21 protein-coding genes are annotated in these 22,486 nt (G+C 66.6%); 16 read left to right on the top strand and 5 right to left on the bottom strand.

The window, feature by feature from the left end; genetic code table 11:
- Positions 1–28 precede the first annotated feature (28 nt).
- Genes sufC through MWU77_RS20515 form a run of 5 tightly spaced genes read left to right on the top strand, consistent with a single transcriptional unit; the run spans position 29 to position 3,488 of the window.
- A complete protein-coding gene (gene sufC, locus MWU77_RS20535) occupies positions 29–829 on the top strand; it encodes a Fe-S cluster assembly ATPase SufC (RefSeq protein WP_169690550.1) in 801 nt (266 codons plus the stop codon).
- A gap of 4 nt (positions 830–833) precedes the next feature.
- The gene (locus MWU77_RS20530) at positions 834–2,090 is read left to right on the top strand and encodes a cysteine desulfurase (protein WP_169690549.1); all 1,257 of its coding nucleotides are present in this window, start codon (positions 834–836) and stop codon (positions 2,088–2,090) included.
- Entirely contained in the window at positions 2,090–2,569 is a 480-nt protein-coding gene (gene sufU, locus MWU77_RS20525; RefSeq protein ID WP_169690548.1) for a Fe-S cluster assembly sulfur transfer protein SufU, read from the top strand. Before MWU77_RS20530 ends, sufU begins: the two co-directional genes overlap by 1 nt.
- The gene (locus MWU77_RS20520) at positions 2,566–2,973 is read left to right on the top strand and encodes a metal-sulfur cluster assembly factor (RefSeq protein ID WP_247274643.1); all 408 of its coding nucleotides are present in this window, start codon (positions 2,566–2,568) and stop codon (positions 2,971–2,973) included. Before sufU ends, MWU77_RS20520 begins: the two co-directional genes overlap by 4 nt.
- Positions 2,970–3,488: a MarR family winged helix-turn-helix transcriptional regulator gene (locus tag MWU77_RS20515; protein WP_374229935.1), complete on the top strand. Its 519-nt coding sequence runs from the start codon at positions 2,970–2,972 to the stop codon at positions 3,486–3,488. The genes MWU77_RS20520 and MWU77_RS20515 overlap by 4 nt, the downstream gene beginning before the upstream one ends.
- Before the next feature lie 29 nt (positions 3,489–3,517).
- Here MWU77_RS20515 and MWU77_RS20510 read toward each other — a convergent pair whose 3' ends face one another.
- Positions 3,518–4,480: a Ku protein gene (locus MWU77_RS20510; protein WP_247274642.1), complete on the bottom strand. Its 963-nt coding sequence runs from the start codon at positions 4,478–4,480 to the stop codon at positions 3,518–3,520.
- A gap of 40 nt (positions 4,481–4,520) precedes the next feature.
- Positions 4,521–5,627, bottom strand: a complete 1,107-nt coding sequence (locus MWU77_RS20505) for a lycopene cyclase family protein (protein ID WP_169690545.1) — start codon at positions 5,625–5,627, stop codon at positions 4,521–4,523.
- Between the two features lie 177 nt (positions 5,628–5,804).
- Here MWU77_RS20505 and MWU77_RS20500 point away from each other — a divergent pair, with 177 nt between their 5' ends.
- Together MWU77_RS20500 and MWU77_RS20495 are read left to right on the top strand one after the other, a co-directional pair.
- Positions 5,805–7,436 (top strand): ABC-F family ATP-binding cassette domain-containing protein, encoded by a 1,632-nt coding sequence (locus tag MWU77_RS20500; RefSeq protein ID WP_247274641.1) that lies wholly within the window; start codon positions 5,805–5,807, stop codon positions 7,434–7,436.
- Positions 7,437–7,560: 124 nt separating this feature from the next.
- The gene (locus tag MWU77_RS20495) at positions 7,561–7,815 is read left to right on the top strand and encodes a helix-turn-helix domain-containing protein (RefSeq protein WP_169690543.1); all 255 of its coding nucleotides are present in this window, start codon (positions 7,561–7,563) and stop codon (positions 7,813–7,815) included.
- 32 nt (positions 7,816–7,847) lie between these two features.
- On the opposite strand, the gene MWU77_RS20490 is transcribed toward MWU77_RS20495, so the two are convergent.
- On the bottom strand, positions 7,848–8,414 hold the full coding sequence (locus tag MWU77_RS20490; protein WP_169690542.1) for a TetR/AcrR family transcriptional regulator: 567 nt from the start codon (positions 8,412–8,414) through the stop codon (positions 7,848–7,850).
- Positions 8,415–8,545: 131 nt separating this feature from the next.
- Positions 8,546–11,350 (bottom strand): aconitate hydratase AcnA, encoded by a 2,805-nt coding sequence (gene acnA / locus MWU77_RS20485; RefSeq protein WP_169690541.1) that lies wholly within the window; start codon positions 11,348–11,350, stop codon positions 8,546–8,548.
- Positions 11,351–11,683: 333 nt separating this feature from the next.
- Between acnA and MWU77_RS20480 the strand changes: the two genes are divergently transcribed.
- The 8 genes from MWU77_RS20480 (at position 11,684) to MWU77_RS20445 (ending at position 20,441) form a co-directional block, all read left to right on the top strand.
- Positions 11,684–12,259, top strand: a complete 576-nt coding sequence (locus MWU77_RS20480; RefSeq protein ID WP_240960034.1) for a DUF6676 family protein — start codon at positions 11,684–11,686, stop codon at positions 12,257–12,259.
- A gap of 462 nt (positions 12,260–12,721) precedes the next feature.
- A complete protein-coding gene (locus MWU77_RS20475) occupies positions 12,722–14,359 on the top strand; it encodes an NlpC/P60 family protein (protein ID WP_247274640.1) in 1,638 nt (545 codons plus the stop codon).
- A 112-nt stretch (positions 14,360–14,471) separates the two neighbouring features.
- Positions 14,472–15,746: a MoxR family ATPase gene (locus tag MWU77_RS20470; RefSeq protein WP_247274639.1), complete on the top strand. Its 1,275-nt coding sequence runs from the start codon at positions 14,472–14,474 to the stop codon at positions 15,744–15,746.
- Positions 15,743–16,693: a DUF58 domain-containing protein gene (locus MWU77_RS20465; protein WP_169690538.1), complete on the top strand. Its 951-nt coding sequence runs from the start codon at positions 15,743–15,745 to the stop codon at positions 16,691–16,693. The genes MWU77_RS20470 and MWU77_RS20465 overlap by 4 nt, the downstream gene beginning before the upstream one ends.
- Positions 16,690–17,670 carry a VWA domain-containing protein gene (locus tag MWU77_RS20460; RefSeq protein WP_169690537.1) on the top strand — a complete coding sequence of 327 codons (981 nt, stop codon included), beginning with the start codon at positions 16,690–16,692 and terminating at the stop codon, positions 17,668–17,670. The genes MWU77_RS20465 and MWU77_RS20460 overlap by 4 nt, the downstream gene beginning before the upstream one ends.
- 64 nt (positions 17,671–17,734) lie before the next feature.
- Positions 17,735–18,481: a 3-oxoacyl-ACP reductase FabG1 gene (fabG1, locus tag MWU77_RS20455; protein WP_169690536.1), complete on the top strand. Its 747-nt coding sequence runs from the start codon at positions 17,735–17,737 to the stop codon at positions 18,479–18,481.
- Positions 18,482–18,532: 51 nt separating this feature from the next.
- On the top strand, positions 18,533–19,339 hold the full coding sequence (gene inhA / locus MWU77_RS20450; RefSeq protein WP_247274638.1) for an NADH-dependent enoyl-ACP reductase InhA: 807 nt from the start codon (positions 18,533–18,535) through the stop codon (positions 19,337–19,339).
- A gap of 28 nt (positions 19,340–19,367) precedes the next feature.
- Positions 19,368–20,441 (top strand): ferrochelatase, encoded by a 1,074-nt coding sequence (locus MWU77_RS20445; protein ID WP_169690534.1) that lies wholly within the window; start codon positions 19,368–19,370, stop codon positions 20,439–20,441.
- Positions 20,442–20,578: 137 nt separating this feature from the next.
- On the opposite strand, the gene MWU77_RS20440 is transcribed toward MWU77_RS20445, so the two are convergent.
- Positions 20,579–21,403, bottom strand: a complete 825-nt coding sequence (locus MWU77_RS20440) for a hypothetical protein (RefSeq protein WP_247274637.1) — start codon at positions 21,401–21,403, stop codon at positions 20,579–20,581.
- Between the two features lie 99 nt (positions 21,404–21,502).
- On the opposite strand from MWU77_RS20440, the gene MWU77_RS20435 reads away from it, so the two are divergent.
- Positions 21,503–22,321, top strand: coding sequence for a DUF3097 domain-containing protein (locus MWU77_RS20435; protein WP_281499514.1), 819 nt, complete (start codon positions 21,503–21,505; stop codon positions 22,319–22,321).
- The last annotated feature ends 165 nt before the right edge of the window (positions 22,322–22,486 follow it).

Below are 22,486 nucleotides of genomic sequence, written 5' to 3'. Positions count from 1 at the left end.
ATTGACTTTCGAAGGAATCAGTAAACCGATGTCCAGCCCCCAGAACGTCCTCGAGATCAAAGACCTGCACGCCCGCGTCGCGCAGACCGACGCGAATGCCGAGCCGATCGACATCCTCAAAGGTGTGAACCTCACGGTTCGCTCCGGTGAGACCCACGCGATCATGGGCCCGAACGGCTCCGGCAAGTCCACACTGTCGTACGCAATCGCCGGACACCCCAAGTACGAGGTCACCTCGGGTTCGATCACCCTCAACGGTGAGGATGTCCTCGAGATGAGTGTGGACGAGCGGGCACGTGCCGGGCTGTTCCTCGCGATGCAGTACCCCGTCGAGGTGCCGGGCGTCTCGATGTCGAACTTCCTGCGCACTGCCGCCACCGCCACCCGCGGTGAAGCTCCTAAGCTCCGCCACTGGGTCAAGGAAGTCAAAGAGGCGATGAACGAGCTGGACATCGACCCGGCCTTCGGTGAGCGCAGCGTCAACGAAGGATTCTCCGGCGGCGAGAAGAAGCGCCACGAGATCCTCCAGCTCGGGCTGCTCAAGCCGCAGATCGCGATTCTCGACGAGACCGATTCGGGCCTCGACGTCGATGCGCTGCGCGTCGTGTCCGAGGGGGTCAACCAGTACCGCGAGCGTGAGCACGGCGGCGTTCTGCTGATCACCCACTACACACGCATCCTGCGTTACATCAAGCCCGAACACGTGCACGTGTTCGTCGGTGGCCGCATCGTCGAGTCCGGCGGCCCCGAGCTCGCCGATGAGCTCGAAGCGAACGGCTACGAGCGCTTCACCGCCGCTGCTGCGACGGCAGACACTCAGGGAGCGTGACCGTATGACGGTGCCGGTGCGGACATTCGACGTCACCCGGATACGGGAGGACTTCCCGATCCTCGCGCGCACGGTGCGCGACGACAAGCCGCTCGTCTACCTTGATTCGGGGGCGACCTCGCAGCGTCCCGTGCAGGTGCTCGATGCCGAACGCGACTTCCTCTCCACGTGTAATGCCGCGGTCCATCGCGGTGCGCACGCGTTGTCCGAGGAAGCGACCGACGCATACGAAGGTGCACGCGCCGTCATCGCTTCGTTCGTCGGGGTCGATCCCGACGAGGTGGTGTTCACCAAGAACGCCACCGAGTCGCTCAACCTCGTCGCCTACGCATTCGCCGATGCCCGCTTCGCGCACCGGCTCGGCCCCGGCGACGAGATCGTCATCACCGAACTCGAGCACCACGCCAACCTGGTGCCGTGGCAAGAGTTGGCCCAGCGCACGGGCGCAACCCTCCGCTGGTACGGCATCACCGATGACGGCCGCATCGACCTCGATTCGCTCGAGCTCACCGACGCGGTCAAGGTCGTGGCGTTCACCCATCAGTCCAATGTCACCGGGGCGATCGCCCCGGTCGAAGAAATCGTCCGTCGCGCGAAAGCCGTCGGCGCGCTGGTGGTGCTCGATGCATGCCAGTCCGTTCCGCACATGGCGGTCGATTTCCGGGCACTCGGAGTCGATTTCGCCGCATTCTCCGGTCACAAGATGTTGGGACCGTCCGGCGTCGGCGTCCTCTACGGACGCCGTGCTCTCCTCGCGGAGGTGCCGCCGTTCATCACGGGCGGATCGATGATCGAAACCGTGACCATGGACGCGACGTCGTTTGCTGCTCCGCCGCAACGATTCGAAGCCGGCTCGCCGATGTCGTCGCAGGCCGTCGGTCTCGGTGCCGCCGTGCGGTATCTACAGGACATCGGTATGGACGCGGTCGCAGCGCACGAACACGAACTGACCACTGCTGCCCTCACCGAACTCGGTGATATCGACGGGGTACGTATCATCGGCCCGAGCACATCGGAACAACGCGGCGGCGCAGTGTCGTTCGTCGTCGACGGTATCCACGCGCACGATCTGGGCCAGATCCTCGACGACGAGGGCGTGGAAATTCGTGTGGGACACCACTGTGCGTGGCCGCTGCACCGTCGATTCGGCGTCGCAGCAACCGCGCGCGCATCGTTCGCGGTGTACAACACGCTCGACGAGGTCGCGGCGCTCGGCGCCGCGATCCGCCGTGCACAGGACTTCTTCGGGGTGCGTGGCTGATGCGAATGGAACAGATGTACCAGGAAGTGATCCTGGACCACTACAAGCACCCCCATCACCGGGGGTTGCGCGAGCCGTACGGCGCCGAAGTGCACCACGTCAATCCCACCTGCGGTGACGAGGTGACCCTGCGCGTGCACGTCGAGGAGGGTGTCGTCGCCGACGTGTCCTACGACGGGCAGGGCTGTTCGATCAGTCAGGCCTCGACGTCGGTGCTCACCGACCAGGTGATCGGCATGCCGGTGGAGGATGCGATGGCCACCGTCGCGAGCTTCGCCGAGATGGTCGGCAGCCGCGGCACCATCGACGGCGACGAGGACGTGCTGGGCGACGGTATCGCCTTCGCCGGAGTGTCGAAATACCCCGCGCGGGTCAAGTGCGCGCTGCTGGGGTGGATGGCGTTCAAGGATGCTGTCGTGCAGATCGCCGCCAGTACGAGCGACGACGAAACCGTATCGAGCGGAGGACCGAACCGATGACCGAACCCGCCCCCGACACCAGTGTCGGAGACACCGAACAGATCACCGACGACGCTGCGGCACTGGTGGCCGACACCGCACCGCCGCTGGACCCCGTGCGCCTCGATGAGCTGGAAGAAGCGATGCGCGACGTGGTCGACCCCGAACTCGGCATCAACGTCGTCGACCTCGGGCTCGTCTACGGAATTTCCGAATCCGACGAGGCCGTCACTGTCGACATGACACTGACATCCGCCGCCTGCCCGCTCACCGATGTGATCGAAGATCAGGCTCGCGGTGCCCTGGTGCGTAGTGGACTGTGCAACGAATTGCGCATCAACTGGGTCTGGATGCCGCCGTGGGGACCCGACAAGATCACCGATGATGGGCGTGAGCAGCTGCGCGCGCTCGGTTTCACGGTGTGACGACTACCGACACCTCCGAATCGGCGGATGCGCCGTCGGCCTCGGTGCCGACGGCCGTCGCTGATTCGGGCCCCGGCACCGATCCGGTGGTCGAGCTCGAGCAGGGCCTGGTGACCCTGTGGCGTCGCGTCCGCGGTCTGATTCGCGAGCGTGCGGCGGCGGTGCATCCCAAACTCGATCCGGTCTGTTATCCGATGCTGATGATGTTGCGCCGCGCCGAGGCTGTGGCGATGGCCGATCTTCATGCGGACCTGGGCATCGAGAAATCCACTCTCACTCGCAGGATCGACAGCACGGTCCGCTTGGGTCTGGTCGAGCGGACACCCGACCCGCACGATGCGCGTGCTCGTCTCCTGGCACTGACCCCGCTGTGCCGCGAACGCCTCAGCGAGCTCGAGTCGGTTCAGACCGAGCAGTGGCGCACCCGATTGTCGGACTGGGACAGCACGGACATCCGTCTACTCGGTGAGCTTCTCGGCCGCCTCGGCGACTCGATCGAAGCTCACGAAGGCTGACCGGCACCGACCACGGATCGTTTCCCGTTCTAGGCGCGCTTGCGCGCAGCGCTCTTCTTCGGTGCTGCTTTCTTCGGTGCTGCTTTCTTGGGGGCAGTCTTCTTCGCGGCAGTCTTCTTCGCCGATGCGTTCCGTCCGGTCGACTTCGTCGCAGCCTTCTTCGTCGCAGCCTTATTCGTACCGCTGTCCTGATCGTCGGAGTCCTGCTTCCCACCCGCAGCCTTGACGCTGCGTTGCAGCGCGGCCACCAGGTCGAGGACCTCGGCATCCTCACCCTCGGTCGACGCTTCGGCGACCTGGAAGACCTTCTCGCCTCCGCGCTCGATCGCGTCGTCGAGCAGCGCACGCAATTCCAGCTGGTATTCGTCGGTGAACTCGGCGGGATCGAAGTCCTCGGACATCGACTCGACGAGTGTCTCGGCCATCGCGAGTTCCTTGTCGGTCGGCGCCGCGACATCGTCGAGCGCACCGAACTCGGCGGCACGTACCTCGTCCGGCCACAACAGCGCCTGCAGGACAAGTACCCCGTCGGTGGTGCGCAGCGCCGCGAGTCGGGTGCGTTGCCGCAGCGTGAAATGCACGAGTGCGGTGCGATCGCTGCGTTCGAGTGTCGCCGCGAGCAGCGCATAGGCCTTGGGGGACGCCGAATCGGGTTCGAGATAATACGTCTTCTCGAACAGGATCGGATCGATCTGCTCGATGGGGACGAACTGCAGGACCGGAATTTCGTGCTTCTCGGCGGCAGGCAACTTCTCGAAGTCGTCATCGGTGAGCACGACGCGCACACCGTCATCGGATTCGTAGGCCTTGTCGATGTCCTGGAAGGGGACGATCTCACCGCATTCGCTGCACACACGCTGGTACCTGATCCGGCCGCCGTCGGCCGCATGGACCTGATGAAACCGGATGTCGTGACTTTCGGTGGCCGAGTACACCTTCACGGGCACGTTCACGAGCCCGAACGCGATTGCACCCTTCCAGATCGAACGCATGGCTCCATCATGATCGACCTCGACCTCGTGGCGCTGCGCTTCAGAGGATTGCACGCATGATCGATCCCCGAACACCCCACGGGACCGCTGCGAACAGTCGGCGCATGCCGTCGAGGGTTCCCAGAACGTCGGTTCGCCCCGAGAGATAGGCGCGTTGCCGATCGGGCGGCAGGTCGAAGAACGCGGCGAAGAACTCGGGGACCTCAGCCGGGTGCAGACCGAGCAGCACCCGCAACCCGAGCGTCCGCAGAGCAGCGACAGTACGCGCTGATCTCGGCCACAGGGACCGGTAAGGATCCGCGCCCGACCGGATCGCCGACGCCACTGGATCCGCGGCAGTGAGCGCGGCGGCCACCGCGTAACCCGTCGCCGGGTGCATCAGTCCGCCACAGGCACCGAAACCGAGCGTGCCGGCGTGCCGTCGCGCTCCGCCTTCGACCGAGAACCGAACCCGCTCCACTGCGGCGGTGGCAGCAACCTCGACGTCTCGTGCGGCCAGTCGTGTCGTGAGTCTGCGCTGTAACTCGGCGAGGGGGAGCGCGGGTCTTCCCACCAGACAGGTCTCCTCGAGCAGAACCTGTTCGTCGCCCAACGGCACTGCGTACAGAAACGACGGAGTGTCCGCATCGCTGGTGCCGTTGTCCTGCCGCCAGTCCATGAACCACGCCGAGTGGCCCTCGAGAGCCGGCGCCGCAACACGCGCGTCGGTCACCACGCCGAAGGCTGTCTGCTGAGCGCACGCAGGCGGTGCCGGTAGCCCGCGTGCATCGAAGACATGTGCGGCGCGCAGTCGCTTCCCATCGTCGAGGACCACCTCACCGGGACCGACCGAGCGGACGCTGGCCTGCGTCACCGCCACCGACTCGAGCGACAGCGACTGCTGCAGCGCAGCGGTGTCGAGCACGACATACGGTCGGTCGAGGACGCGAGGGTGCGTGGTCCACACTCCCGGGGACTCGATCCGCGTCGCGAGAACATCATCGGGTAGCCACGACGGCAACTCGTCCGCCCAGGCGCCGTAGGTCGCGGTCCACGGCCGGTGTGGTGACGGATCGACGGCCCGCACCGACAGACCGGCCTCCGCGCAACGTGCGGCCAACGCACGCCCGGACGGCCCCAGGCCTGCGACCAGCACATCCGCCGTCACTGTCGAGGCCGTACGGTTCTCACCCTGATCATGATCGCCACACTATTCCGCATCCGCGCCGACGTAGTGCATCTCACCTCGTGAAACGGTGCGTGGCGCAGTAAAATGACTGGTTCGTGTGCCGTATGTCCGGCATCGTGTTCTACACACAGTCTCAGCCATCGAGGAGCTCTACGCGTGATCACCGCCACCGACCTGGAAGTCCGCGCCGGCGCGCGGACGCTGCTCTCCTCACCAGGATCAGCGCTGCGTATCCAGGCGGGTGACCGGATCGGGCTGGTAGGACGCAACGGCGCTGGGAAAACCACCACGCTGCGCATCCTCGCGGGGGAGGGCGAACCGTACGCGGGCACCGTGATCCGCTCGGGTGATCTCGGCTATCTTCCCCAGGATCCGAAAGAAGGAAATCTCGACGTCCTCGCCAAGGACAGAGTGCTCTCCGCGCGCGGACTCGACGAGCTTCTCCGCAGCATGGAGAAGCAGCAGGCGCTGATGGCCGAAGCTGCGGACGACAAGGTCCGCGACCGTGCCGTGCGCAAATACGGTTCGCTCGAGGAGCGGTTCTCGACACTCGGCGGGTACGTCGCCGAGTCCGAGGCCTCCCGGATCTGTCACAGCCTCGGTCTACCCGACCGAGTTCTCGGTCAGGCGTTGCACACTCTGTCCGGTGGTCAGCGCCGCCGCGTCGAACTGGCTCGGATCCTGTTTGCCGCGTCCGACGGCTCCGGCGGCAAGTCGGACACCACCCTGCTACTCGACGAGCCCACCAACCACCTCGACGCAGACTCGATCACCTGGCTGCGCGGCTTTCTGCAGAACCACGAGGGCGGCCTCGTGGTCATCAGCCACGACGTGGATCTCCTCGCCGACGTGGTCAACAAGGTGTGGTTCCTCGACGCTGTGCGCGGCGAAGCCGACATCTACAACATGGGGTGGAAGAAGTACCTCGACGCCCGCGCAACCGACGAGGCGCGCCGCCGCCGCGAACGCGCCAACGCGGAGAAGAAGGCGTCGGCGCTGCAGAAACAGGCAGCGAAGCTCGGTGCCAAGGCGACGAAGGCCACCGCAGCTCAGAACATGGCCAAGCGCGCCGAGAAACTGCTGAACGATCTCGACGACGTGCGCGTGGCAGACCGGGTCGCCAAGATCCGGTTCCCTACGCCCGCAGCCTGCGGCAAGACACCGCTCATGGCCAAGGAATTGACGAAGGTCTACGGATCCCTCGAGATCTTCACCGGCGTCGATCTGGCCATCGACCGTGGCAGCCGCGTCGTGATCCTCGGACTCAACGGCGCCGGCAAGACCACGCTGCTGCGTCTGTTGGCGGGCGTCGAGACGCCCGATCTCGGAGAACTCGAGCCAGGTCACGGGCTCAAGGTGGGTTACTTCGCGCAGGAGCACGACACGATCGACGACGCGGCGACGGTGTGGGAGAACATCCGACACGCGGCACCCGACGCCGGTGAACAGGACCTGCGCGGTCTCCTCGGCGCGTTCATGTTCACCGGTCCGCAGCTCGATCAGCCGGCAGGCACACTGTCCGGTGGTGAGAAGACCCGTCTGGCACTCGCCGGTCTGGTGTCGTCTGCAGCGAATGTGCTGCTGCTCGACGAGCCGACCAACAACCTCGATCCGATCTCGCGCGAGCAGGTGCTCGACGCGTTGCGGAGTTACGAGGGCGCCGTGGTGCTGGTCACGCACGACCCCGGAGCTGCCGAGGCGCTCAATCCCGAACGCGTGATCATGCTGCCGGACGGCACCGAGGACCACTGGTCGCAGGATTACCTGGAACTGATTCAGCTGGCGTGACGACCGGGGTCGGGGCAGGTGTTCCCGACCATCGATCCGGTCGGCGTTGCGCGATCCGCTCCGGGCGCTGCCTACGTGAACTAGCCTGGTGCTGGGACCTTCGGCGAGGCGACGGGAGGATTCGATGGCGCGAAATCCTGATACTGGGCAGCCTTCGTACGCGAAGGGAGCCAGAGTGACCGGGGAGTCCAGAGACCGGTTACAGGCCGAGCTCAAGCGACGCTACGAGGCCGGCGCGAGTATTCGGACACTGGCGCAGGAGACCGGGCGATCATACGGCTTCGTGCACAACGTGCTGGTGGAATCGCGGGTGCGGTTGCGCGGTCGCGGTGGCCCGAATCGTCGGCGTGCCGCATCCGCGAGCAACAGCGGTAATTGAGACCGTCCGTCACCGACCTGCGGTGACGACGGTCAGTCGCGGCGGCGGACCGACTCTTCGACGAGGTCGAGCACCTGACCGAGTTCATCCTCGGCATGACCTGACGCGAGCCGCGAGATCAGCCCGTCGAGGACCAGATCGAGATACGCGACGAGCACTTCGGTCGGCACATCGTCGCGGAGTTTCCCGGCGTCACGCTGACGCTCGAGGCGGCCGACCGTGGCCTCGGTCAGCTCGGCCGAATGTTGGGTCCACGCCTTCGCGAAGTCGGGATCGGTGCGGAGTCTGCGCGTGATTTCGAGCCGGGTTCCGAGCCAGTTGAACTGCGCGGGCGTCGAGAGCATGTCACGCATGACCTGGACGAGACCCTCATTGCTGGCGACATCCGCCATGCGTTTGGCATCTTCCTGCGCAAGCGCGAGGAACAGCCCGTCCTTGTCCTTGAAATGGTGGAAGATCGCGCCGCGAGAGAGGCCGGTGGCGATCTCGAGACGTCGGACGGTCGCTCCGTCATAGCCGAATTCGGCGAAGCAGCGTCGTGCGCCGTCGAGAATCTGGCTGCGCCGCGCGGCGAGGTGATCCTCACTGACCTTGGGCACTACCTACATCCTTCCGGAACAGGGCCGTGGCGGAAACGAGGTGGTCGGTGGTGGCACGGCGGGCCCGAGACGAGTTGCGTCCCGGGCCCGCCGCTGCCGTACCGGAGTGGCCGCGTGGCCACGGGGCCGGATCAGCTGCGGATCATGTTCCGCAGCACGTACTGCAGGATGCCGCCGTTGCGGTAGTAGTCCGCCTCACCGGGGGTGTCGATACGCACGACCGCGTCGAACTCGACCTTGCTGCCGTCGGCCTTGGTGGCGGTGACATGCACGGTGCTCGGCGTGGTGCCCTCGTTGAGCGCCTCGATGCCCTCGATGTCGAACGACTCGGTGCCGTCGAGTCCGAGCGACGACGACGACTCGCCGGCCGGGAACTGCAGGGGGATGACGCCCATGCCGATCAGGTTCGAGCGGTGGATGCGCTCGAAGGACTCGGTGATGACGGCCTTGACGCCGAGGAGGCTGGTGCCCTTGGCTGCCCAGTCACGCGACGAGCCGGATCCGTATTCCTTGCCGCCGAGCACGACGAGCGGGATGCCCGCCTTCTGGTAGTTCTGCGACGCATCGTAGATGAACGCCTGCGGCGCACCGTCCTGGGTGAAGTCCCGGGTGTAACCGCCGGACACTCCGTCGAGCAGCTGGTTCTGCAGGCGGATGTTCGCGAACGTGCCGCGGATCATCACCTCGTGGTTGCCGCGACGCGAGCCGAGCGAATTGTAGTCCTTGCGCTCGACGCCGTTGGCATCCAGGTACTGCGCGGCGGGGGTGCCGGGCTTGATCGGGCCTGCCGGGCTGATGTGGTCGGTGGTGACCGAGTCGCCGAGCAACGCGAGTACGCGGGCACCCTTGATGTCGGTGACCGGAGCCGGATCCATCGTCATACCGTCGAAATACGGTGCCTTGCGGACGTACGTGGACTTCTCGTCCCACGCGAAGGTGTCGCCTTCGGGAGTGGCGAGGTTCTGCCAGCGCTCGTCGCCCTTGAAGACATCGGCGTAGGAGCTGCGGAACATGTCCTGGTTGATCGCCGACTTGATGGTGTCGTCGATCTCCTGAGCGGACGGCCAGATGTCCTTGAGGAACACGTCGTTGCCGTCGGTGTCCTGGCCGAGGGCGTCGGTCTCGAAGTCGAAGTCCATCGTGCCTGCAAGACCGTAGGCGATGACCAACGGCGGGGACGCCAGGTAGTTCATCTTGACATCCGGCGAGATGCGACCTTCGAAGTTGCGGTTGCCTGAGAGCACCGCGGTCACCGAGAGGTCGTTGTCGTTGATCGCCTTAGAGATGTTCTCCGGCAGGGGGCCGGTGTTGCCGATGCACGTGGTGCAGCCGTACCCACCGAGGTAGTAGCCGAGCTTCTCGAGGTACGGCCAGAGGCCGGCCTTCTCGTAGTAGTCGGACACGACCTGCGAGCCGGGCGCCATGTTGGTCTTGACCCACGGCTTGGTGGACAGACCCTTCTCGACCGCGTTGCGGGCCAGGAGGGCAGCGCCCAGCATGACCGACGGGTTCGAGGTGTTGGTGCACGAGGTGATACCCGCGACTACGACAGCGCCGTGGTCGAGCACGAACTCGCCCTGCTCGGGGGTGGTCACGCGAATCGGCTTGGAGGGGCGGCCCTCGGCGCCGTTCGCGGCGGACGCCACAGCACCTGCATGGTCGTCGGCGAAGGTGAGTGCGGCGGGATCGGACGCGGGGAAGGACTCCTCGACGGCCTCGTCCAGCTGGCTGTGATCGGCCGGGGCCTGATCCTCCACGTAGGTGTGGATGTCGCGGCGGAACGCGTTCTTCGAATCCGACAGCAGGATTCGGTCCTGCGGGCGCTTCGGGCCGGCGATCGACGGCACCACGGTGCCGAGATCCAGCTCGAGGTACTCGGAGTAGTTGGGCTCGGCGTCGGCGTCGTGCCACATGCCCTGTTCCTTGGCGTACGCCTCGACGAGCGCGAGCTGCTCGTCGCTGCGGCCGGTCAGGCGCAGGTAGTTGATGGTCTCGCCGTCGATCGGGAAGATCGCAGCGGTGGAACCGAACTCGGGGCTCATGTTGCCCAGCGTCGCGCGGTTCGCCAGGGGCACCTCGGCGACGCCCTTGCCGTAGAACTCGACGAACTTGCCGACGACACCGTGCTTGCGCAGCATGTCGGTGACGGTGAGCACCACGTCGGTGGCGGTCACACCGGGCTTGATCTCGCCGGTCAGTTTGAAGCCGACGACGCGCGGGATCAACATGGAGACGGGCTGGCCGAGCATCGCGGCCTCGGCTTCGATGCCACCGACGCCCCAGCCGAGCACGCCGAGGCCGTTGACCATGGTGGTGTGCGAGTCGGTGCCGACGCAGGTGTCGGGGTAGGCCTGACCGTTACGGGTCATGACGGTGGGCGCCAGGTACTCGATGTTGACCTGGTGGACGATGCCCATGCCCGGGGGGACGACCTTGAAGTCGTCGAACGCGCCCTGGCCCCAACGCAGGAACTGGTAACGCTCACCGTTGCGCTGGTACTCGAGGTCGACGTTGCGCTCGAGAGCGTCGGCGCGGCCGAAGACATCAAGGATGACCGAGTGGTCGATGACCATATCGGCGGGGGAGAGCGGGTTGACCTTGTTCGGGTCGCCGCCGAGGGCGGTGACTGCCTCACGCATCGTCGCGAGGTCGACGATGCAGGGCACGCCGGTGAAGTCCTGCATGATCACGCGGGCGGGCGTGAACTGGATCTCGATGCTCGGATCGGCCGACGGATCCCAGCCCGCGATCGCGCGGATATGGTCGGCGGTGATGTTTGCGCCGTCTTCGGTGCGCAGCAGGTTCTCGGCGAGGACCTTGAGGGAATAGGGGAGTTTCTCGGTGCCGGGGACCGACGACAGACGGAAGATCTCGTACGAGTTCTCTCCGACCTGCAACGTCCCCTTGGCGCCGAACGAATCAATACTGGTGCTCACATCAGCTCCACTCGTCGTCACGGCTCGCCGTCGACGGGGCTGTGTCGACGGCTCAAGCGAGGCTCACGACTATGCCCGGGGTTGACCGGTGCCGCGGCATCTCGCCACAAGTCTAACAGTACGCTTGTCCTACATACCGGGGGTGGGTGCGAAAGGGTCGCGACGCGGGCTCTCGGCCCGAGGCGCGGTTTCCGATCCGGTCCGGTCGATCGCGTAATGTGCGGGGGTGCCGTACGAGTGCGGCATACCTGCGACACCGACGGCGTCCTCGCCGCACCCGGTTGTTGCGGCGAGTGCGGTTCGTCCGCTTCTGACCAGGACCACCGGAGAGAGATGTCTGCGCCACTTCTTCGTATACCCGGGCCCGCGGCCACGGACCTCCCTCCGGGAGTCGCTCTAGAGACGATCCTCGCGGACCTGGCCGACGATCAGGTCTCGGTCCCCGACAGCGCGGATTCGGAACTCGATCCCTCTCAACTTGTCGAGCAGGTACAACGTGCCCAGGACCACGGCATCGACCTCAGTGTCGTCGTGGTCGACAGCAACCCCTACATGGATTCGCAACTGCGCGACCTCGCCACAGCCGTCGGATCCGAGGACGGTGGCACCGTGCTCGTGCTCAGCCCCAATTGGGTGGGAACCTTCAGCGACGCGCTCGATCGTGTGACGCTCGAAGCGGCGCAGGACCGGACCTACACGGGAGATGCGGTGAAGTCGACAACCAACTTCGTCGACTCGCTACTCGAACCCTCCCCGCCGTGGACTGCGATGACCCTCGTGCTGATTCTCCTGGTCGCGGCCGCCGGGGGCCTGACGTATCTCGCGAAGATCAGGCGTGCGCACGCCGAACCGGAGGCGGGTTCCGCAACGGGACAGGTTTCTCCCGAAAGGGACAGTTCTTCGCGCTGAAATCTCCCGGATGCCGCGCCTTCACCCGATCGCGGCCGATTCCCCTGCCGGAGTGACCGCCCAGTGCGACGCCGACGGGGCGGGGGCGGCGCTGTCCCGTAATGAATGACCAGGGCGTTTCCGACGAATATCTGTGACTGTCGTGCGGGAGGTGCCCACAGTGTCGTACGGTTCACGTGGCGCTCTTGGGGAAGAAGTGTCACAACCCGAGTAGCGGGACGCTGACCCGTTACCCGCACGAGATCATCAGCGATCGGCCGCACGACGGCGGACGATCGGTGCTGTGCGCTCTTCTCTGTGTGCTCTTCTCCGGGCGTCGGGGTCGGCCGGTGCGATCGGTCGGCACGATCGAGGGAGAGCACAGTGCGACGGTTCGGCATCCACGGGGGGATTCCGCCACAGTCCTGGTCATCCGGCAGCGGGGCTACCCACAGAGATGTGCCGCCCGGCCGGGATCGGGGTGTGTCCTCTCCAACAGCGCGGCGCATTCCGCGGCTACTGGCGGGGCTGGGGCTGATCACGACAGTGGTCGTCGGGCTCGGGTCCACTGCAGGCGCGGTGCCACCCCCGCCACCGAATCCGAGCGAGTCGGAACTCGACGCTGCAGGCGCCGCGGTGAGTTCGGGCGTCGACCGAATCGGGTCACTGATCGTGCAGATTGCAGACGCCGACCAGCAATTGACCGAACTCGACGCGCAGGTGGCGATCAAGCGCGAAGACGTCAACCGTGCACTCGTGGATCTCCAATCGGCTCGCGACGCCGCGGATGCGGCCGCGCAAGAGGTCGCCACCTCGGAACTGGCACTGCAGGATGCCGGAGCCCGGATCCGGCACGCGCAGGACGATTTCGACGACTTCGCACGCAGCAGCTACACGCAGGGGGTCAACGGCGCATCGCTCGCATCTTTTCTCTCGACGGACGGACCTGACGATCTTCTGGACCGAGCACAGGTGATGCGGCTGTTGTCCTCAGGCAGAACCGCGGTGCTGGAGGCCTTGGAGCGTGCCCGCGCCACCGAGGCCAACAGCAACTCCCGGGCCCGCGCGGCGAAGCTCGACGCCGACGCCGCCGCGACCGCTGCCGAACAACGCCGATCCGAGGCGGAAGCCGCCATTTCGACCGCTCGGGCGGCGCTCGAGGCGCAGACGAGCGAGAAACAACGCATCGAGCAGGAACGCGCACAGGCCCAGACCGCACTCGACCAGGCACGGACGAATGTCACAGGGCTCGAAGGGCAGCGCGCGGAGTATGTGGCGTGGGACGATCGTCGTCGCGCGGAGGAAGCTGCCGCATCGGCGGCCGCGCAGGTCGCTGCTCAGGCCGCATCCGAAGCAGCGGTGCGGGTGGCTGCGGACGCCGCCGCGCGAGCGCGTGCCGCAGAACTCTCGAACGGACAGCGGCCCCACACTCAGCTCGACATCCCGGCGCCGACAGTGACTGCGCCCAGCGAGACGGAAGTCGCCGAGACCGAACCGACCGAATCCGACGGCACCGGAACCGAGTCCGACGACACGGACGCCGGCACTGGAACAGACGCCGACACCGGCATCGACGAGTCCGACGACGTCGGCGAGTGGACGAACCCCGACCCCGCCGACGAAACGGGTCCGTCGACACCTCGCCAGTCCAGCCCTCGCTCGTCCCCACGCACAACCCAGCGTCCGACACTGACCGGGGCTGCTGCCGTCGAAACGGTGATCGACCGAGGGCTCTCGCAGATCGGTGTGCCCTACGCGTGGGGTGGCGGTGACGAGACCGGCCCCACCCGAGGAATCCGGGACGGTGGTGTCGCCGACAGCTACGGCGACTACAACAAAGTCGGCTTCGACTGTTCCGGACTGATGATCTATGCGTTCGCAGGAATCGGCGTCTCCCTCCCGCACTACACCGGGTACCAATACACCGCTGGTACACAGGTCCCCGCCTCGGAGATGAAACGCGGAGACATGATTTTCTACGGACCGAACGCAAGCCAGCACGTAGGTCTGTATCTCGGCGACGACACCATGCTCGAGGCGCCGCAGTCGGGTGCGCACGTGAAGATCTCGCCGGTACGCTGGGACGGCATGACACCGTATGTGGTGCGCATGGTGTCGTGACGGCAACGCGACGCACGTCGCGCAGGGGTGACGACACGGAATACCGGTACCTGCAATAGTGGTGCCGGCAGGTGTTTCCAGCGGAGCGACAGGCGAAAGCGGTGGATTGTTGGTGACCTCACGCGAGGGTGGGACGTCGGGGACTGCAGGGTCGAACGACAAGAGCGATTCGACCGTCCAGAAGAGCGGCGAGCGTAACAACGCGGCGAATGCCCCGGCGGGGAACGCGCCTGCGGCGAACAGTGCAGTGAACACGACGAAGGCACAGCAGCCGGCCCCGCTGCGCAACGACGGCCCGAAACCCGACGGACGGAACCGAGACGGGCAGGGCGCGGCGACAGCTGTCGACCCTGCACAGGAAGTCCGGCTCCTCGAACGGGCCATCTACGAGGTCAAGCGGGTCATCGTCGGACAGGATCTGCTCGTCGAGCGAATGCTCGTCGGCGTCCTCGCGCGCGGCCACGTATTGCTCGAAGGCGTACCCGGGGTGGCCAAGACCCTTGCGGTGGAAACCTTCGCCAAGGTCGTCGGCGGTTCGTTCTCCCGCGTGCAGTTCACCCCCGACCTCGTCCCGACCGACCTGGTCGGCACCCGGATCTACCGGCAGGGTCGTGAAGAGTTCGACACCGAACTCGGCCCGGTCGTCGCGAATTTCGTCCTGGCCGACGAAATCAACCGCGCCCCCGCGAAGGTGCAGTCCGCGCTGCTCGAGGTGATGGCCGAGCGGCACGTGACCATCGGTGGGAAGACCTTCCCGATGCCCGACCCCTTCCTCGTCATGGCAACCCAGAACCCGATCGAGAACGAGGGCGTCTACCCCCTCCCGGAAGCGCAGCGCGACCGGTTCCTGTTCAAGGTTCTCGTCGACTACCCGACCGTCGAGGAAGAGCGGGAAATCGTCTACCGCATGGGTGTCGCCGCGCCTGAGCCCAAGCAGATCCTCGGCAGCGACGAACTGATCCGCCTGCAGAAGGTCGCAAGCCGCGTGTTCGTGCACCATGCGCTCGTCGACTACGTGGTGCGAGTGATCTTCGCGACCCGTGCGCCCGCCGAAGTCGGCCTCGATGATGTGCAGGGCTGGATCGCCTACGGCGCATCACCCCGCGCGACGCTCGGCATCATCTCCGCTGCCCGTGCCCTCGCACTGGTACGCGGACGTGACTACGTCATTCCTCAGGACATCGTCGATGTCATCCCCGACGTGCTCCGCCACCGGTTGGTGCTGTCCTACGATGCGCTCGCCGACGACGTCTCGCCGGATCACATCATCGGCCGGATTCTGCAGACCGTCGGGCTGCCGCAGGTCGCGCCTCTCGCGTCGGCTCCGCAGCCGGCACGTGCCGGCGCGCCCTCCACCGCACCCGAGGCGGGTGCGGCGCCCCGGTGAGTGAACGCGCCCCCGGGTCGCCGCCGACGTTCCGTGCCGGTCAATTGCGTGAACCCGAGCTGACCGCCGCGCTGCGCACGCTGGAATTGACGGTCCGGCGCCGCCTCGACGGCGTTCTGCACGGGGATCACCTCGGTCTGATTCCCGGCCCCGGATCCGAGCCCGGCGACGCCCGCGAATATCAGCCCGGCGACGACGTCCGGCAGATGGACTGGTCGGTCACCGCCCGCACCACCCACCCGCACGTCCGCCAGACCGTCGCCGATCGTGAACTCGAGACCTGGCTGGCGCTCGACCTGTCGGCCAGCCTCGATTTCGGTACCGGAAGCTGCGAGAAACGCGACCTCGCCATCGCTTCGGTCGCTGCGATCGCCTATCTCACCGGGGGCGGCGGAAACCGCATCGGTGCTGTGGTGTCCAACGGCCGCGACTTCGTACGCATGCCTGCCCGCGGTGGGCGTCTGCACGCACAGTCGATGCTGCGAACGATCGCCACCACCCCGCACCCTCCGGACGGCACCCGCGGCGATCTGCGCGGAGTCATCGATTCACTTCGACGGCCCCAGCGCCGCCGCGGACTCATCGTGGTCATCAGCGATTTCCTCGGACCCATCGATTGGGAGCGACCGCTTCGGGCCCTGTCCGGTCGGCACGACGTACTCGCCGTGGAGGTCCTCGACCCGCGAGATCTCGAACTCCCCGATCTCGGCGACGTGGTACTGCACGATCCGGAGACCGGCCGGACTCGCGAATTCACCACCACCGCGCAACTGCGGGCCGACTTCGCGCAGGCGGCATCCGACCACCGCGCCGCAGTGGAACAGGCGCTGCGCCGGTGTGGCGCACCCCGATTGAGCCTGCGCACGGACCGTGACTGGATCGGCGATGTGGTCCGCTTCGTCGCGTCCCGCAGGCACAGCATCGGCGCAGGACAGGGGCGACGATGAGCTTTTCCGGTTTCGCCTCCCCGTGGTGGCTGCTGTTCTTGGTCGTTGTCGCGGCACTCGCCGTCGGATACGTCCTCGTGCAACGCCGCCGGCTCGCCCACACCCTCCGGTTCACCAATTTCGAACTGCTCGAAAAGGTCGCACCCGACAGGCCGGGACGCGCGCGGCACATCCCGGTTGCACTGTTGCTCGTCGGACTGACGTTGCTGACCGTCGCGCTGGCCGGGCCCACTTCGGAGCAGCGTGTTCCCCGCAACCGCGCGACGGTGGTCCTCGCGATCGACGTGTCGCTGTCGATGGAAGCCACCGACGTCGCTCCATCCCGATTGGCGGCGGCACAGGAAGCGGCCAAGTCGTTCGCCGACGATCTCACCCCGGGCATCAACCTCGGGCTCGTCGCCTTCTCCGGTACGGCGTCGGTCCTCGTCTCACCTACCACCAACAGGGAGGCGACGAAGACCGCGATCGACCACCTTCAACTGAGCGAACGCACTGCGACCGGCGAAGCGATCTTCACCTCGATGCAATCCATCGAGACCCTCGCTGCGGTCCTCGGCGGCGGCGACCAGGCACCGCCCGCCCGCATCGTCCTGTTGTCCGATGGAAAGCAGACGGTGCCCGAAAGCCCGGACGATCCCCGCGGCGGCTTCACCGCGGCCCGCCAGGCAGCCGAGAAGGGCATCCCGGTGTCCACCATTTCGTTCGGGACCCAGTACGGCAGCGTGACGATCGAAGACGAACAGATCCCGGTCCCCGTCGACGACCCGTCGCTCGAGGAGATAGCCGAGTTGTCCGGCGGCAGCTTCTTTGCAGCATCGAGCCTCGAAGAACTCGAGGGGGCCTACGACACCCTCGAAGAGCAGATCGGATTCGAGACCACCCGCGGCGACGCCAGCCGTCCGTGGCTGATGCTCGGTGTCTTCGCTGTCGCCGGGGGGCTGATCGCCGCCATGGTGCTCCGTCAGCGGCTGCCTTGACGCCCGTTGTGGCACCAGCGGTGTCTTTTCGAAACTCGAGTCCCTACCAGATAGGTTTGTCGGCATGACTGACGCAACCAGCGCCACGCCGTCGCGGCACGTGACCACCCCCCGTTCGGTCCTCGTCACCGGAGGAAACCGGGGCATCGGCCTTGCCGTTGCCCGCCGCCTCCAGGCGGACGGACACAAGGTCGCCGTCACCCACCGCGGATCCGGCGTGCCCGAAGACCTGTTCGGCGTCGTCTGCGATGTCACGGACAGCGACTCCGTCGACCGCGCATACACCGAGGTCGAAGAACACCAGGGGCCGGTCGAGGTACTGGTCGCCAATGCAGGAATCACCGACGACACCCTGCTGATGCGCATGACCGAAGACCAGTTCACGAACGTCCTCGATGCGAACCTCACCGGCGCGTTCCGGTGCGCCAAACGAGCCAACCGCGCGATGCTGCGGGCGCGCTGGGGACGGATGATCTTCCTCGGTTCCGTTGTCGGCATGGCCGGTCAGGCAGGCCAGATCAACTATGCATCCTCGAAGGCCGGCGTCATCGGCCTGGCACGCTCGGTGACCCGTGAGCTCGGCTCGCGGTCGATCACCGCCAACGTCGTCGCCCCCGGCTTCGTCGAGACCGATATGACCGCCGATCTGTCCGACGACATGCGCGACATGGCGAAGAAGTTCATCCCGCTGCAGCGACTCGGCAAACCCGAGGACATCGCCGCGGTGGTCAGCTTCCTCGCCTCGGACGACTCCGCCTACGTCTCCGGCGCGGTGATCCCCGTCGACGGCGGTATGGGCATGGGCCACTAGCAGCCCGCCAACCGGACCACAACCGAAACTCACTGGAGGATCGACACACTCATGGGCGGACTGCTCGAAGGCAAGACCATTCTCGTCACCGGCATCATCACCGATGCCTCGATCGCGTTCCACACGGCGAAGGTCGCGCAGGAACAGGGCGCGAAAGTGATCATCACCGGATTCGACCGGCTCCGGCTGATCGACCGCATCGCGCAGCGGCTGCCGCAGCCGGTGCCGCCCGCCGTCGAACTCGACGTGCAGAACCCCGAGCACCTCGAGGGCCTGGCCGACAAGATCCGTGAACTCGTTCCCGAAGGTCTCGACGGTGTCGTGCACTCGATCGGCTTCGCGCCGCGCTCGTGCCTGGGAAGCCCGTTCCTCGACGCTCCCTGGTCGGACGTCGCGGTGGCCGTGGAGGTGTCCGCGTACTCGTACGCCGCGCTCGCCAAGGCCGTCCTGCCCGTGATGAACGACGGTGGCTCCATCGTCGGAATGGACTTCGACCCCGCCCGCGCCGTCCCGTTCTACAACTGGATGGGTGTCTCCAAGGCCACCCTCGAATCCGTCAACCGATACGTGGCGAAGGAAGTCGGCTCGCGCGGCATCCGCTCGAATCTGGTGTCTGCCGGCCCGATCAAGACCCTCGCTGCAAAGGCGATCGCCGGAGATGCCACCGGGCCCGGAGCCGAGATGAACAAGCTCAACGACGGTTGGGCGGCCGCGTCGCCGATCGGCTGGGACGTCGACGATCCGACTCCGGTCGCGAAGACCGTGTGCACCGTGCTGTCCGACTGGCTGCCCGGCACCACCGGATCCATCGTCTACGTCGACGGCGGCTTCCATTCCCAGGTCGGTTTCGGCGCCTGACAACCGGACGAGCAGAAGGGCCGAGTCGATGGGAAACACCTCCGAGCCGTACGACGCCTTGATGGTGCTGTCGTTCGGTGGTCCCGAGGGGCCCGACGATGTGCGTCCGTTCCTCGAGAACGTCACCCGAGGACGGGGCATCCCACCGGAACGCCTCGACGACGTCGCCCAGCACTACCTCCACTTCGGTGGTGTCTCGCCGATCAACGCGCTCAACCGCGCGATCATCGATGCTGTGCGCGCCGAACTCGACGCGCACAGCATCGACCTGCCGATCTACTTCGGCAACCGGAACTGGCACCCGATGATCGAGGACACCGTGGCGCAGATGCGTGACGACGGTGTGAAGAACGCCCTGGTGTTCGCCACGTCCGCGTGGGGAGGGTACTCGGGCTGCCGTCAGTACCACGAGGACATCGCCCGGGCCCGGGAAGCAGTGGAGAACGCTCCACGGCTGACCAAGTTGCGTCATTTCCACGACCACCCGTTGTTCATCGAAGCGGTAGCCGACTCGGTGCGGGCCGCCCGTACCGAACTGCCCGACGACGTGCGCGACACCGCACGGCTGGTGTACACCGCTCACTCCATCCCCACCGCCACCGACGCGGCAGGCGGTCCCGCAGAAGAGGGCGGATACCTCTACAGCAGGCAGGTGTCCGAGGCCGCGCGTCTCGTCGCGGAGGCCGTCGGAGTCGCCGAATACGACCTGGTGTGGCAGTCCCGTTCCGGGCCGCCGCAGGTACCGTGGCTCGAACCCGACATCGTCGACCACCTCGACAGCCTGCACGGGTCGGGAGTGACCGCCGTGATCGTCTCGCCCATCGGATTCGTCTCCGACCACCTCGAGGTGGTGTGGGACCTCGACACCGAGGCCCGCGAAAGAGCCGAGGAACTCGGGATGGCGTTCGTTCGGGCCGGCACTGCGGGAACGGATCCACGATTTGCGGAACTGGTCCGGGAACTGGTGCAGGAACAGATGGACTCGGCTTCGCCGAGACGCCGTGGCTCCGAACCATTGCTGGGTGTGGGTTGCGACGGGCGCTTGTGCGCGGTCGACTGTTGTGCACCGCCCCGCCGGCCGTCCCGACCGGCCGCCCACTGAATCTGTCCTTCGGCGCAGCACTATCGACTGGCCTCCGACCAGCCGAGTTCACCGCGTCAGATCTCCGTCAACTCGCGAAGGCCGGCGGTGACACACACGGACACCGTGTACCGGCCCGGCGCGGCGATGTCCGTTTCTCATCTGCCCGTCGCCCGGTCACTCCTGTGCCAGCTTTCCAACGTTGCGGTCACTGCTGTCAGACGCGCGGTGCGCACCGTCGTCCACAACGGACGCAACGCCTCCTCGCGCATGGACACTGCAGACGCCGAACCGGCCTGGAGGCCCCGGCCTCCGGACGCCACGGTGAGGATCGCTGCGACCTGATCGGCCGAATCGAGAATTCGGACGGCCCGCGCCGGCAGGTGGTCCGGATACCGGTGGCGGGCCTGCTCGGCCACGGCGTCGGCGATCTCGGCACGCGGGTCGGTGCGCCGGCCGTCGAGGCCGACGGTTCGGATGCCGGTGAGGGTCTCCGCCGCACCGCGGACAGCTTCCCGCAGCGTGAACTCGGCCTCACCGAGGCCCGGACAGGCAGACGGCTCTGGAAGCTCGGGTACAGCGAAAACGTTCCAGCGGAGCACATCCGGTCCCTCGACGACCGGCACCAGTCCGAGTCCGGGGGCGCCTGGGACGCCCACCAGCACACCCTGTCCACCCGCGAGCGCCGCCCTCGCGAAGGTGGTTCCGGTCGGCAGACCCTGCACATCACCGGGCGCCGGAAGGACCAATCGGATCCCCGAACCATCCGTCGGGGCGGCCCGGCGGATGACAGCCGACAACGTAGCGGCGCCGACGACAGGTTCGAGGGTCACCCCCGAGGCCACGGATGCGGGTTCGTCGTGCGCTGCCACCAACTGCAGCGGTGCCCACACCTGAAGTGCGTCGATCATGTCGTCGATGGACGTGTGGCCGGAGAGCCACGACCCGCCCCACAGTGTCAGGGTCAGACTCGGAGAACTCACCGAAGCAGCATACGGCGACGGCGGGCGGAGACGCTCGGCGTGGCGGCAGCACCCCCCGTCGGCGATGTCCTAACGTGGAACGGCGTGAGCCCACGCGACATGTACGGCGGCGACATCTTCGCCGGCCACGCCCGCACGAAGAAGAAGCCTGTCCCGGAACTGCCCGCCGACCGCGGTGTGGTCGTCGAGGACGCAGCGACGGGATGGTGCGGAGCGATCGTAGGGTTCGAGAAGACCTACGACGGAGACTTCGTCAGACTCGAGGACGGGCAAGGACGGACGCGTCTGTTCGCAATGCGCCCGGCCGCGTTCCTTGCCGACGGTGCGCCCGTCACGCTTGTGCGGCCCAAGGCTCGTCCTACTGCCCGACCCGCGGTGTCGGCCTCCGGATCGACGCGCGTGGAGGGATTGCGGGCGCGCGTGGCTCGGGGAAGTCGCATCTGGGTGGAGGGCGTGCACGACGCTGCGCTCGTCGAGCGGGTGTGGGGCCACGACCTGCGCGTCGAAGGTGTCGTCGTCGAACAACTCGAGGGACTCGACAATCTCGGTGCTCGGCTCGCGGAGTTCGAACCGGGTCCGGGTCGGCGCGTGGGGGTCCTCGCCGATCACCTCGTCACCGGTTCCAAGGAAGAACGACTCACCACGAATCTCGGCCCGCACGTGATGGTCACCGGCCACCCGTACATCGACGTGTGGCAGGCCGTGAAGCCGAAAGCCCTCGGAATCCCTGCCTGGCCCACCATCCCACGTGGTGAGGACTGGAAGACGGGTGTGTGCCGCGAACTCGGTTGGGGTACACCGCAGGACGGCTGGCGGCGCGTGTATTCGGCGGTGAACTCGTTCCGGGACCTCGAGTCGAACCTCATCGGTGCGGTCGAACGGCTCGTCGATTTCGTCACCGAACCCGGGGAGGGCTGAAAAGACCGGCCCGCTCCACGGCAGCACCACTTCGCACGGATGCCCGTGAGGTGCTGTCCTGAGCGTCGATTTCATTCGCGCACAACCGTTCCGGGTTGCGTGCGGGTACCGGTGACGATCCACCGCTCGACCGGCTCGCCGGTGCAGTACCGCCGAGATGGACCG

The sequence above is a fragment of the Rhodococcus sp. F64268 genome (assembly GCF_023015605.1).
In the GTDB taxonomy this organism is placed as follows: Bacteria; Actinomycetota; Actinomycetes; order Mycobacteriales; family Mycobacteriaceae; genus Rhodococcus.
Note: the sequence above shows the minus strand (reverse complement) of the source record. Positions and strands in the feature narration are given on the sequence as shown.